Raw genomic sequence first — 11,988 nt, 5'->3', positions numbered from 1 at the left:
GGTGGTGTTAGCGGTATTCACAGCGCCTCCGCAATCGCACGACCCAGGTCGGCCGTTCCGGCGGTGCCGCCAATATCCCGCGTCAGGGGCGCGTGGCCCGGCCCGGCGGCCAGCACCTTCTCGATGGCGGCCAGCACGGCGGCGCCCGCATCGGCATGGCCGAGGTGCTCCAGCATCATCGCGCCGCACCAGATCTGGCCGATCGGGTTGGCCACGCCGCGCCCGGCGATGTCCGGCGCCGAGCCGTGCACGGGCTCGAACAGGCTCGGATAGGTCTTGTCCGGGTTGATATTGCCCGACGGCGCCACGCCGATCGTGCCCGTGCAGGCCGGGCCGAGGTCGGACAGGATATCGCCGAACAGGTTGCTGGCCACGACCACGTCGAACCAGTCCGGATGCTGCACGAAGTGCGCAGTCAGGATGTCGATGTGGTACTTGTCCACCTTCAGGCCCGGGTAATTGGCCGCCATGGCCTCCACGCGCTCGTCCCAGTACGGCATGGTGATGGAGATGCCGTTCGACTTGGTGGCCGAGGTCAGGTGCTGCTTGGGCCTTTTCTGGGCCAGCTCGAACGCGAATTTCAGGATGCGGTCCACGCCGACGCGGCTCATCACGGTCTCCTGGACCACGATTTCGCGCTCGGTGCCCGGGAACATGCGCCCGCCGATGCTCGAATACTCGCCCTCGGTGTTCTCGCGCACCACGTAGAAGTCGATATCGCCAGGCTGGCGGCCGGCCAGCGGGCTCTTGATGCCGGGCATCAGGCGCACCGGGCGCAGGTTCACGTACTGGTCGAACGAGCGGCGGAACTGGAGCAGCGAGCCCCACAGGGACACGTGGTCCGGGATTTTCTCGGGCCAGCCCACGGCGCCGAAGTAGATGGCGTCGTACTTGACCAGCGTGTCGAACCAGTCGTCCGGCAGCATCTTGCCGTGGCGGGCGTAGTAGTCGTAGCTGGAGAAGTCGAAGTGGTCCCACTGGAAGTCGATGCCGAAGCGGCGCGCGGCGGCGTCCATGGCACGGATGCCTTCGGGCATCACTTCCGTTCCGATTCCGTCTCCGGGAATGACAGCGATCTTGTATTGACTCATGGCTGGGAAGGGGCTGGGGCTGAACAGCAGGGGGGGCGCCCGGGCGCCGCGCTTGGCAGCGTCCCGCACGCGCGGGATAATGTCTGCATTCTATTGCAAAGCGGCAGCCCCTTGCCGCACCGGTGCCCCCATGTGCCAGCTGCTAGGCATGAACTGCGCCACGCCAACCGACGTGACGTTCTCCTTCACGGGCTTTGCCGCCCGTGGCGGCGTAACCGACCACCATGCCGATGGTTTCGGCGTGGCATTCTTCGAGGACAAGGCCTGCCGGCTGTTCATCGACAACCAGTCCGCCGGCACCTCGCCGGTGGCGGAGCTGATCAAGCGTTATCCGATCAAGTCGAAAAACGTCATTTCCCATATCCGCAAGGCGACGCAGGGCACGGTGCTGCTCGAGAACTGCCATCCGTTCATGCGCGAACTCTGGGGCCGGCACTGGATCTTCGCCCATAACGGCGACCTGAAGGGCTTCTCGCCGTTCCTGTCCGGCGTGTACCAGCCGGTGGGCGATACCGACAGCGAACTCGCGTTCTGCACGCTGATGCAGGGGCTGCGCAAGCGGTTCCCGGGCTCCCAGCCGCCGCTGAACGAGCTGGGCCACGCGCTGGCGGACATCACGCGCGACATCACGCTGCATGGCGTTTTCAACTTTCTACTATGCAATGGCCAGGCGCTGTTCGCGCACTGCTCGACGCATCTGTACTACATCGTGCGGCAGTGGCCGTTCTCGAAGGCGCATCTGATCGATGCCGACCTGTCGATCGATTTCGCCCAGGTGACCACACCCGACGACCGCGTGGCCGTGATCGCCACCGCGCCGCTGACCGACAACGAGACGTGGACGCGCTTCATGCCGGGCGAGCTGATCATGTTCGAACATGGCCTGCCGACGATGACGCTGACCGTGCCGATCCCGCCCGAGGTGCAGGCGAAGAACGCGGCCAATACGGCGTGTACTTGAGGCTTTAGGCTTTGGGGAGGGTGAAGCGGGAGGGATGCTGCGCCCCTCTCCCGACGGGAGAGGGGGTCCGACGACCTGCTACACCAATTAGTGCTGCAGGATCTTCGACAGGAACTGGCGGGCGCGCTCCGAGCGGGCAGCGATGTCGCCGAAGAACTCTTCCTTCGGGCAGTCCTCGACGATCTTGCCGGCGTCCATGAAGATCACGCGGTTGGCCACCTTGCGTGCGAAGCCCATTTCGTGGGTCACGCACATCATGGTCATGCCTTCCTGAGCCAGCTGCACCATCACGTCCAGCACCTCGTTGACCATTTCCGGGTCAAGCGCCGAGGTCGGCTCGTCGAACAGCATGCAGATCGGGTCCATCGACAGTGCGCGGGCAATCGCCACGCGCTGCTGCTGGCCGCCAGACAGCTGACCGGGGAACTTGGCCGCCTGGTTCTTCAGGCCCACGCGCTCCAGGTACTTCAGGCCCTTGGCCATCGCCTCGTCCTTCGAGCGGCCGAGCACCTTCATCTGGGCGATGGTCAGGTTCTCGGTGATCGACAGGTGCGGGAACAGTTCGAAGTTCTGGAACACCATGCCCACGCGCGAGCGCAGCTTCGGCAGGTTGGTCTTGGCGTTACCCACCGAAGTACCGTCGACCAGGATGTCGCCCTTCTGGAACGGCTCCAGCGCGTTCACGGTCTTGATCAGCGTGGACTTGCCCGAACCGGACGGGCCGCACACCACCACCACTTCGCCCTTGGCAACCTTGGTGGTGCAGTCCGTCAGCACCTGGAACGTGCCGTACCACTTGGAAACGTTATTAATTTCGATCATACAGCCACCTTTTTCTGATAACGCTTGACCAGCAGCGAAGCGGAGAAGCAGATAACGAAGTACACGAAGCCCGCGAACAGCAGCATTTCGACGATGCGCCCGTCGCGCTCGCCAATGCCGTAGGCCTGGCCGAAGAAGTCAGCCAGCGCGCTCACGTAGACCAGCGACGTATCCTGGAACAGGATGATGCCCTGCGTCAGCAGCAGCGGCACCATGTTGCGGAACGCCTGCGGCAGGATCACCAGCCGCATGGTCTGGCCGTAGGTCATGCCCAGCGCCTGCGCGGCGAACATCTGTCCGCGCGACACGCTCTGGATACCGGCCCGGATGATTTCGGAGTAGTACGCGGCCTCGAACAGCGCGAACGCGATGAGCGCCGAGGTCATCCGCAAATCGGCCGCGGGCGACAGGTTGAACACCTTCTGCAGCAGCTGCGGGATGATCAGGAAGAACCACAACAGCACCATCACCAGCGGGATKGAGCGGAAGATGGTCACGTACCCCTGCGCAAACCAGTTCAGCGCCTTGAAGGAAGACAGGCGCATCATCGCAAGGATGGTGCCCCAGACAATGCCCACCACCACCGCGGTCACGGTGATCTTGAGCGACACCGTCATGCCTTCCCACAGCACGTCCAGCGTTTCGTGGTTGATGGAACTAAAGTCGAATTCGTATGCCATGTGCGCCCCTTTACTTGCCGCCGATGAAGCCCGGCACCCGGGTCCGGCGTTCCACCCAGCGCATGATCAGCATGACCGTCAGATTGATCAGCATGTACATCACCGTGACCGCAATGAACGATTCATACGGACGCGCCGTGTAATCCACCAGCTGGCGGCCCTGCGCGGCGAGTTCCAGCAGGCCGATCGTGGACGCCACCGCCGAGTTCTTGAAGATGTTCAGGAATTCGGAGGTGAGCGGCGGCACGATGACACGGAAGGACATCGGCAACAGCACGAAGCGGTAAGTCTGCGCGAGCGTGAAGCCCATCGCCAGGCCGGCGTTGCGCTGACCCGGCGGCAGCGAGTTGATACCCGAGCGCACCTGTTCGCAAACCCGGGCGGCGGTAAACGTGCCCAGGCAGAGCATGGCGGCCAGGAACTGCTGGGTGAACGGGTTCATCTGCTTGATCGCGTCGCCGAACGGCAGCAGCTCGGGAATCACGAAATACCAGATGAACAGCTGCACCAGCAGCGGAATGTTCCGGAAAATCTCGACATACGTCGCGGCAATACCCGACAGCAGCTTGTTCGGCACCGTGCGCAGCACGCCGAGCACCGAGCCGATGACGAGGGCGATGGCCCACGAGGTCAGGCCCAGCGCGATCGTCACCTTGAGACCGGAAATCATCCAGTCCAGGTACGTCTCGTTCTGCGCGGCCTGCTCGAGGAACACTCCCCAGTGAAAAATGTAATCCATAGTGCGTCCTTCAAAAAGAAACGGAAGGACTTCTCCTTCCGTTTCGCACTGCTCCGATCACAGGGATCAGTCGAGTGCCTTGTCGTTCGGGTTCTTGAAGAGCGCCTTCATGTCGTCGGACAGCGGGAAGTCCAGGTTCAGGCCCTTCGGCGGTACCGGTTGCATGAACCACTTGGTGTACATCGTGTTGATCGATCCGTCCTTCATCAGGCCGGCGATCACGGTGTCCGTCACCTTTTTGAACGGGGCATCATCCTTGCGGATCATGCAGCCGTACGACTCGCGCGACTGCGGCTTGCCCACGACGATCCAGTCGGCCGGGTTCTTCGCCTTGGCGCGTTCGCCGAAGAGCAGCGCGTCGTCCATCATGAACGCCACGGCACGGCCCGATTCCAGCGTCAGGAACGACTGGCCATGGTCCTTGGTGCTGATGATGTTGGCGCCCAGCTTCTGGTCGTCGTTCATCTTGCGCAGCAGGCGCTCGGACGTCGTGCCAGCGGTGGTGACCACGTTCTTGCCCTTCAGGTCAGACCAGTCCTTGATGCCGCCATCCTTCTTCACCATGATGCGGGTGCCGATGATGAAGATGCTGTTCGAGAACGAGGCCTGCTTCTGGCGTTCCAGGTTATTGGTCGTGGAACCGCACTCGATGTCGATCGTGCCGTTCTGCAGCAGCGTGATCCGGTTCTGCGAGGTGATCGGGATTTCCTTGACCTGCAGGTTCGGCAGCTTCAGCTGGTCCTTCACGGCTTCCACGATCTTCATATTGATATCGTAGGAATAGCCCACCTGGCGCACGCCGCCAAGGTTGTAGTTGAACGGAATCGAGGAATCCCGCACACCCAGCGTAATGACACCCGTGTCCTTGATCTTCTGCAGCGTGCCCGTCAGCGGCTCTGCAGCCTGCGCGGTACCGCACAGAATACCCGCAGCAACCGCCAGGCTAGCCAGCTTGGCTACATTCATAACATCTCCTTGACCATGAAGAGAAAGGCGGGACTCTAGCAAAAAAACGCCCCACCGGCGAAACAGTATTGCTTAGCTCGTGACCCAAGACAACGGGTTTTTCCCCTAACTGGTGCCAGTTCAGGCATGGTTGCGCGGCATTGCGCCAAAATGCGACACAACTGCAATGATTCAGACAACAAAAAACGCGGCAGCCGGAAAACTCCGGCCGCCGCGTCCTTTCATGTCCGGGGAAAGGATGGATGCTGCGTCGCAACATCCATCCGCCCCTTTCATTGCCCGTTTCAATCAGGGATACAGGCCGCGCATCTCGCGCGCCTGCAGGATTCGCGTACAAGCAACGATAAACGCAGCCGTCCGCAGCGTGACCTTATTGTCCTGGGCCACCTGCCAGATCGCCCGGAAGGCCTCTTGCATGATTCGTACCAGGCGCTCGTTGATCTCCTCCTCGGTCCAGAAGAAGCTCGAGAAATCCTGCACCCATTCGAAGTAGGACACGGTCACGCCGCCGGCATTGGCGATGACGTCCGGGCAGACCAGGATGTTGCGCTCGCGCAGGATGTCGTCCGCCTGGGGCGTGGTCGGGCCGTTGGCGCCCTCGATCACCAGCTTGGCCGTAATCTTGGGCGCGTTGGCGGCCGTGATCTGGCCTTCCAGTGCGGCCGGGATCAGGATGTCGCACTCGACTTCCCAGAACCGCTCGGTGGTCAGCACTTCKCCCTGGAAGCCTTCGATCGTGCCGCTGTGCGACGCGTATTCCATCATCGCCGGCACATCGAGCCCGGCCGGGTTGTACAGCGTGGTGCGGTGGTCCTGCACGGCCACCACCTTGGCGCCAGCCTCGTGGAACAGCTTGGCCGCCACGGCGCCTACATTGCCGAAGCCCTGCACGGCCACGCGCGCGCCCTTGATGTCCATGCCGAGGTTGCGGGCGGCTTCCTTGCCGACCACGAACACGCCGCGGCCGGTCGCCTCGTGACGGCCCAGCGAGCCGCCCAGCGAGATCGGCTTGCCGGTCACCACGCCGGTGGCCGTGCTGCCCGAGTTCATCGAGTAGGTATCCATCATCCAGGCCATGACCTGGGCGTTGGTGTTCACGTCCGGCGCCGGAATGTCCTTGGTCGGGCCGATGATCAGGTTGATTTCACTGGTGTAGCGGCGCGTCAGGCGTTCCAGTTCGGCCGTGGAGAGCGTGCGCGGATCCACGCGGATGCCGCCCTTTGCACCACCATAGGGCACGTTGACGGCAGCGTTCTTGACCGACATCCACGCGGACAGGGCCATCACCTCGGACAGCGTCACGTCCTGGTGGAAACGCACGCCACCCTTGCCCGGGCCGCGCGAGAGGTTGTGCTGCACGCGATAGCCCTCGTAGTGGGCGATGGTGCCGTTGTCCAGCTCGATGGGCACGTCCACGATCAGCGCGCGCTTGGGGCGCTTCAGCGTTTCCACCCAGCGGGCCAGCGAACCCAGGTAGGGCGTGACACGGTCAACCTGCTGGAGGTAGATGCCCCAGGGCCCGAGCGCGTCGGCGTTCAGGTACGAAGGCAGGATGTGGGAGGCGATGGACGGCTTGGACGGTGCTGCGGAAGACATCGTTGAGTTCCGAGTGAAGGTGACACGCAGAATATCGGCGCCTCCACATCGGAATCCAATGCCGTTTGCTCATCCCGCCCTGCAGCATTATGCAAGATGCGCATAACCTTGCGCCCGACCCCTCAGGCTTGCGTCGTCAACGCAGCCCAGACCTTGTCCACCAGCTGGCGCTTGCGCCGGCTCTGCCCGCTGCGGCGGTCGTTGCCGACATCGGTGGGCCGTTCGCGGTAGAGCCGGATCTCCATGTCGATGGACTGCGGCAGCCCGCGCGCGGCCTCGGCCCGCACCAGCCGGCCTGCGTGCACGTCGTCCCGCACCGCGCTCTCGGGCAGGAAAGCCATGCCGTGGCCGGCCAGCGCCATGACCTTGAGCGCCTCGGCCATATCGGTCTCGTAGCATTTGTCGAGCTTGAGGATGTCCGGCGACTCGGACAGCAGCATGTCCACCATCCGTCCCAGGAACGCATTGGGCGTGTAGCTGAGGAACGGCACCGGCTTCTTGTCGCTGCCGGGCAGCCGGAACACGGGCCGGCCAGTGCTGTCGGGCACGCTGTAGGGCGACAGCCGCTCGGTGCCGAGCACGAGCATGTCGTAGTGGGCCGGATCCAGCTGGATGGCCTGGCGCGGGTGGTGGTAGACCATGACGAGGTCGCAGCCGCCCTCCACCAGCATCAGCACGGCATCGTGGACGTTCAGCGCGCGCAGCCGGCAGGGCAGCGTGCCGACCTTGCGCTCCACGCCCTTGAGCCATTCCGGGAAGAAGGTCAGCGACAGCGTGTGCGGCACCGCGAATTCCAGCACCTGGGCGTTGGCCGAGCGCTGGCCGCGCATCAGCGCCCGGGTTTCGCTGACCTGGGCCAGCATGGCCAGCGCCTGCTCGTAGAACACCTTTCCGGCGTCGGTCAGAGTGGTCGGGTAGCTCGATCGGTCGATCAGTTCGGTGCCCACCCACGCCTCAAGCGACTGGATACGCCGCGAGAACGCCGGTTGCGTGACATGCCGCAGCTCCGCCGAGCGCGAAAAGCTGTGCGTCTCGGCCAGGCTGACGAAGTCTTCAAGCCATTTGATTTCCATGGCGCGGATTATCGCTTGCCGGCCATCGGGCTGCACGATGAGCAAATCTATTCCAATTTCTTGAATATTTTTGGAACAGGATTACAATTGGAGCGAGATTTGGACGACAAATTGGATATCCTTGCTCAGGGGGGCCGACTAAGATGAATGGGATCCCATCCTGCCCCGCCCCCGCCATGCAGCCACCCCTCCTCCCTTCGTCCTTCTCCACCCTCGCCACCGGCATGGAAGCCACGCTCGCCCAGAGCGCGCGGATGGTGGCGGCGCACGTGGCGGCCAGCCTGCCGGACGCCGACACGCTGCTCGCCAGCCTGCCGCCGGGCGCGCTCGAAGGCAGTCCGGACCGCTATACGCGGCACCTGGTCCATGCCGATCCCTTCGAACGGTTCTCGGTCATGGTGCTGGTCTGGCGGCCGGGGCAGTTCAGCCCCGTCCACGGCCATCGCACCTGGTGCGCCTACCGCGTGCTGCGCGGCACGCTGGCCGAGCGCCACTACCGCTGGAACCCGGAGGACCGCACCGCATCTCAGGTCAACGCGGTCACCCGCGAGGCCGGCGACACCTTCAGCGTGCCGGCCGGCCTGCAGCACATCCACGCGCTGGGCAATGCCAGCGACGCCGTAGCGGTGTCGCTCCATATCTACGGCGTGGACCAGGACCGCATCGCCACCGGCGTGAACCTGCTGGTGGATACCATCGTCAGTTGAGGATTCATGGACCGCTATGACCGCCAGATCCTGGAGATCCTCCAGGAAGACGCCACCGTGCCCGTCGCCGATATCGGCGAGCAGGTCGGCCTCACGTCCACGCCGTGCTGGCGGCGGGTGCAGAAGCTCGAGGAATCGGGCGTGATCCGCAAGCGCGTGGCGCTGCTGGATGCCGGCAAGCTCAATGTGGGCGTGACCGTCTTCGTGTCGATCCGGACCAACCAGCACAACGTGAAATGGCTCAAGGCCTTCCACGGGCTGGTGGCGTCGATCCCCGAAGTGACCGAGTTCTACCGCATGGCCGGCGACACGGACTACCTGCTGCGCGTGGTGGTGCCCGATATCGCCGCCTACGACGCCGTGTACAAGAAGCTGATCCAGGGCGCGGAACTGGCCGATGTCAGCTCCAGCTTCGCGATGGAACAAATCAAGTACACGACGGCGCTACCGCTGGACTACGCCTGAGCGGCGCCTGCGGGGCGCATCAGCCCCGGTGCGCCCAGCCCGTCATGCGCTTTTCCAGTACCGCGAACAGCTCGTACATCCCCATCGCCATCACGGCGATGACGACCAGCCCCGCAAACGCCAGCKGCATCTTCATCGCCGAGCCGGCCGACACCAGCAGGTAGCCGATGCCCTCGTTCGCGGCGCTCATCTCGGACACCGTCGTGCCGACGAAGGCCAGCGTGATGGCCACCTTCAGCGAGGCGAAGAAGAACGGCATCGCGCGCGGCAGGCCCACCTTGAGCAGCACGTCGCGCCGCTTGGCGCCAAGCACGCGCAGCACATCCTCAAGCTCCGGCTCCAGCGTGGCCAGCCCGGTGGCGATGTTGACCATGATCGGGAAGAACGAGATCAGGAACGCCGTCAGGATGGCCGGCCCGGCGCCCAGCCCGAACCAGACCACGAGGATCGGCACGAAGGCGGCCTTGGGCAGCGCGTTGAAGGCGGTCATCAGCGGGTAGGTGGCCGCGTAGGCCAGCTTCGACGAGCCCATCAGCAGGCCCAGCACCACACCGACGCCAATTGCCAGCCCAAAACCAACCATCGTGGTCCAGAACGTGCGCCAGGCATGGCCGGCGATCACGCCGCTGTACTCGGTCAGCGAGGCGACGATGGCCGACGGGCTCGGCAGGATGAAATCGGAGATCTGGAAAGCGAGGCACGCGCCCTGCCAGACCATCAGGAAAGCCCCCAGCAGGAGCCACGGCGCCACGCGCTGCACGCGCTTTGCCTGGGTGGAAGTCATGGTTGCCATGGTGTGGATMGCTTCTTATTGCTGGCGGACGTGGCCGATCTTCTCGCGCAACTCGTGCACGCGTTCGGCGAACGGTTCGGAATAGGTGACGTCGAGCGCGCGCGGACGCGGCAGGTCGATCTCCTTGCGCAACAGGATGCGGCCCGGGCGGGCGCTCATCACGTAGACCGTGTCGGCCAGGAACACGGCCTCGCGCAGGTCGTGCGTGACGAGGATGACGTTGAAGCGCTGGGCCTGCCAGAGGTCGCGCAGCACGCACCAGAGTTCCTCGCGCGTGAAGGCGTCGAGCGCGCCGAACGGCTCGTCCAGCAGCAGCATGCGCGGCTGGTGGATCAGCGCGCGGCAGATCGACGCGCGCTGCTGCATCCCGCCGGACAGCTGCCACGGGAACTTGTCCTCGTAGCCCGCCAGGCCGACGGTCTTGAGCAGGTCGCGCGCCCGGGCCTCGTACTCCTTGCGCTTGGCGCGCATGGTGGAGCGGTACGGCTCGACGATCTCCAGCGGCAGCATCACGTTGTCGAGCGTGGTGCGCCACGGCAGCAGCGTCGGCGCCTGGAAGGCCATGCCGACCTGCTTGAGCGGGCCGTTCACCTTCTCGCCCGCGATGCTGACCACGCCGCGCGTGGCCGGCCGCAGCCCGGTGGCCAGCTTCATGAAGGTGGACTTGCCGCAGCCGGACGGCCCGACGATGGCGATGAACTCGCCCTGCGCCGCCTGCAGCGAGATGTCCTCCACGGCGAACTCGCCACGCCGCGCCAGCTCGTCGTCATAGGCGAGCCAGACACGGTTGAAATCGACGAACGGCTTCGGGGGAGCCAGGGTGGCCTCCGTGACCCCGCTGGCCGCCCCGCCCGAGGCGGGGGACAGGCTTTCTCGCGCCATCATCATCGCAGGACGTCCAGTTCGGCGGCAGAAGGCAGGTAGGCGTCGGTCCAGAGCGTGTCCGGGTTGATCCGGCCCTTGGTGCCGAAGGCATCGGCCACCTGCGACGCCATCAGCGAGAGGCGCGGCTTGCTCACGCGGCCGAAGCCCTCGGCCTTGGCATCGGGCGACTTCACCACGCTGTCCAGCGCCAGCTTCAGGCGGCGCACCTCCAGCTTCTCGTCGATGATGCCGTMACGGGCCTTCACGGCCTTGATGCCTTCCTCGGGATGCGCGATCACGTCGCGCGCGGACTTGGAGAACGCGCGCAGGAACGCCTTGACCGTCTCCGGGTTGCTCTTCAGGAACTGCTCGGAGGCGATGATGGCGTTGCCGTACAGCTTCACGCCGAACTGCGGGTACGGCAGGACGACGATGTCCTCATCCTTCACACCACGCGCGTTCAGGTTCAGGATCGACGTGAACGAGAAGCCGGTGATGGCGTCCAGGTCGCCGCGCGTGAGCATGGTCTCGCGCAGCGTGGGGTCCATCGCCTGCCAGTTGAACGACTGTGCCTGGAGGCCATTGGCCTTGGCGAAGATCGGGAAGGCGCGGCGGCCGGCATCGAACACCGGGGCGCCGAGCTTCTTGCCGGCCAGGTCCTTGGGCGCGCGGATGCCGGACTTCTTCAGCGCCAGCACGGCGGCCGGCGTGTTGTTGTAGACCATCATCACGGCCACCGGCTTGTTCTTGGCGTCCGGGTTATTGCCGTAGAACTCCATCACCGAGGCCAGGTCGGCGAAGCCCATGTCGTAGGTGCCGGAGGCCACGCGGTTGACCACGTTGCCCGAGCCGTTGCCAGCGTCGATGGACACGTCGAGCTTCTCCGCCTTGTAGTAGCCCTTCTGCTCGCCCAGCAGGAACAGCGCGGACGGGCCCTCGAAACGCCAGTCGAGCTGGAAGCGGACCTTGGTGGCGGCTTGCGCCTGAGCGGTGCCTGCACAGAGTGTCGACAGCACCATGGTGGTGCCCAATGCGGTACACAGCTTCAGCAGATGACGGCGCGCGGCGAATTGCGGCATGAACCTTCTCCAGTTGTTGATCTCTCCTGGGAAGGCTTTTCGCAAGGCGCGTGCCAGCTTTTCACATGGGTGTCATGCCCCGATCCGGGGCACGCGCGCCGTGCATTGACGAACCATGATTGTGCGCGGCGCTCTGTGGGACGGGGTTGCCG

General features: G+C 64.5%; 13 protein-coding genes. 3 read left to right on the top strand and 10 right to left on the bottom strand.

Annotation, left to right across the window (positions count from 1 at the left end):
• Positions 1–17 precede the first annotated feature (17 nt).
• Complete coding sequence (locus AC1EJR_RS13275) at positions 18–1,091, bottom strand: tartrate dehydrogenase (protein ID WP_092291873.1); 1,074 nt, start codon at positions 1,089–1,091, stop codon at positions 18–20.
• A gap of 130 nt (positions 1,092–1,221) precedes the next feature.
• Here AC1EJR_RS13275 and AC1EJR_RS13270 point away from each other — a divergent pair, with 130 nt between their 5' ends.
• A complete protein-coding gene (locus AC1EJR_RS13270) occupies positions 1,222–2,052 on the top strand; it encodes a class II glutamine amidotransferase (protein WP_092291871.1) in 831 nt (276 codons plus the stop codon).
• 87 nt (positions 2,053–2,139) lie between these two features.
• On the opposite strand, the gene AC1EJR_RS13265 is transcribed toward AC1EJR_RS13270, so the two are convergent.
• From AC1EJR_RS13265 to AC1EJR_RS13240, 6 genes are all read right to left on the bottom strand, one after another.
• Entirely contained in the window at positions 2,140–2,874 is a 735-nt protein-coding gene (locus AC1EJR_RS13265) for an amino acid ABC transporter ATP-binding protein (protein WP_092291869.1), read from the bottom strand.
• A complete protein-coding gene (gene gltK, locus AC1EJR_RS13260) occupies positions 2,871–3,554 on the bottom strand; it encodes a glutamate/aspartate ABC transporter permease GltK (RefSeq protein ID WP_092291867.1) in 684 nt (227 codons plus the stop codon). Before gltK ends, AC1EJR_RS13265 begins: the two co-directional genes overlap by 4 nt.
• Before the next feature lie 10 nt (positions 3,555–3,564).
• The gene (locus AC1EJR_RS13255) at positions 3,565–4,293 is read right to left on the bottom strand and encodes an amino acid ABC transporter permease (protein ID WP_092291865.1); all 729 of its coding nucleotides are present in this window, start codon (positions 4,291–4,293) and stop codon (positions 3,565–3,567) included.
• Between the two features lie 66 nt (positions 4,294–4,359).
• Positions 4,360–5,259 (bottom strand): glutamate/aspartate ABC transporter substrate-binding protein, encoded by a 900-nt coding sequence (locus tag AC1EJR_RS13250; RefSeq protein ID WP_092291863.1) that lies wholly within the window; start codon positions 5,257–5,259, stop codon positions 4,360–4,362.
• A gap of 288 nt (positions 5,260–5,547) precedes the next feature.
• Positions 5,548–6,855: a Glu/Leu/Phe/Val family dehydrogenase gene (locus AC1EJR_RS13245; protein WP_092291861.1), complete on the bottom strand. Its 1,308-nt coding sequence runs from the start codon at positions 6,853–6,855 to the stop codon at positions 5,548–5,550.
• A 122-nt stretch (positions 6,856–6,977) separates the two neighbouring features.
• The gene (locus AC1EJR_RS13240) at positions 6,978–7,928 is read right to left on the bottom strand and encodes a LysR family transcriptional regulator (RefSeq protein ID WP_092292143.1); all 951 of its coding nucleotides are present in this window, start codon (positions 7,926–7,928) and stop codon (positions 6,978–6,980) included.
• Positions 7,929–8,104: 176 nt separating this feature from the next.
• On the opposite strand from AC1EJR_RS13240, the gene AC1EJR_RS13235 reads away from it, so the two are divergent.
• Both AC1EJR_RS13235 and AC1EJR_RS13230 read left to right on the top strand, forming a co-directional pair.
• Positions 8,105–8,635 carry a cysteine dioxygenase family protein gene (locus tag AC1EJR_RS13235; protein ID WP_477105515.1) on the top strand — a complete coding sequence of 177 codons (531 nt, stop codon included), beginning with the start codon at positions 8,105–8,107 and terminating at the stop codon, positions 8,633–8,635.
• Positions 8,636–8,641: 6 nt separating this feature from the next.
• Positions 8,642–9,100: an Lrp/AsnC family transcriptional regulator gene (locus AC1EJR_RS13230; protein ID WP_092291859.1), complete on the top strand. Its 459-nt coding sequence runs from the start codon at positions 8,642–8,644 to the stop codon at positions 9,098–9,100.
• A 19-nt stretch (positions 9,101–9,119) separates the two neighbouring features.
• Here the strand turns inward: AC1EJR_RS13230 and AC1EJR_RS13225 are convergent, their stop codons facing one another.
• The 3 genes from AC1EJR_RS13225 to AC1EJR_RS13215 are packed head-to-tail and all read right to left on the bottom strand — an operon-like array spanning position 9,120 to position 11,836.
• Positions 9,120–9,893 (bottom strand): ABC transporter permease, encoded by a 774-nt coding sequence (locus AC1EJR_RS13225; RefSeq protein WP_477147184.1) that lies wholly within the window; start codon positions 9,891–9,893, stop codon positions 9,120–9,122.
• Between the two features lie 15 nt (positions 9,894–9,908).
• Complete coding sequence (locus AC1EJR_RS13220; RefSeq protein ID WP_092291855.1) at positions 9,909–10,778, bottom strand: ABC transporter ATP-binding protein; 870 nt, start codon at positions 10,776–10,778, stop codon at positions 9,909–9,911.
• Positions 10,778–11,836, bottom strand: a complete 1,059-nt coding sequence (locus AC1EJR_RS13215) for an ABC transporter substrate-binding protein (RefSeq protein ID WP_477147183.1) — start codon at positions 11,834–11,836, stop codon at positions 10,778–10,780. The genes AC1EJR_RS13220 and AC1EJR_RS13215 overlap by 1 nt, the downstream gene beginning before the upstream one ends.
• Between the last annotated feature and the right edge of the window lie 152 nt (positions 11,837–11,988).

Source organism: Cupriavidus sp. 05T42, from assembly GCF_056396345.1.
Note: the sequence above shows the minus strand (reverse complement) of the source record. Positions and strands in the feature narration are given on the sequence as shown.

Coding starts and splice junctions, on each gene's coding strand:
- AC1EJR_RS13275 (WP_092291873.1), bottom strand. CDS start 1,091: ATGAGTCAATACAAGATCGCTGTCATTCCCGGAGACGGAATCGGAACG.
- AC1EJR_RS13270 (WP_092291871.1), top strand. CDS start 1,222: ATGTGCCAGCTGCTAGGCATGAACTGCGCCACGCCAACCGACGTGACG.
- AC1EJR_RS13265 (WP_092291869.1), bottom strand. CDS start 2,874: ATGATCGAAATTAATAACGTTTCCAAGTGGTACGGCACGTTCCAGGTG.
- AC1EJR_RS13255 (WP_092291865.1), bottom strand. CDS start 4,293: ATGGATTACATTTTTCACTGGGGAGTGTTCCTCGAGCAGGCCGCGCAG.
- AC1EJR_RS13250 (WP_092291863.1), bottom strand. CDS start 5,259: ATGAATGTAGCCAAGCTGGCTAGCCTGGCGGTTGCTGCGGGTATTCTG.
- AC1EJR_RS13240 (WP_092292143.1), bottom strand. CDS start 7,928: ATGGAAATCAAATGGCTTGAAGACTTCGTCAGCCTGGCCGAGACGCAC.
- AC1EJR_RS13235 (WP_477105515.1), top strand. CDS start 8,105: ATGCAGCCACCCCTCCTCCCTTCGTCCTTCTCCACCCTCGCCACCGGC.
- AC1EJR_RS13230 (WP_092291859.1), top strand. CDS start 8,642: ATGGACCGCTATGACCGCCAGATCCTGGAGATCCTCCAGGAAGACGCC.
- AC1EJR_RS13220 (WP_092291855.1), bottom strand. CDS start 10,778: ATGATGGCGCGAGAAAGCCTGTCCCCCGCCTCGGGCGGGGCGGCCAGC.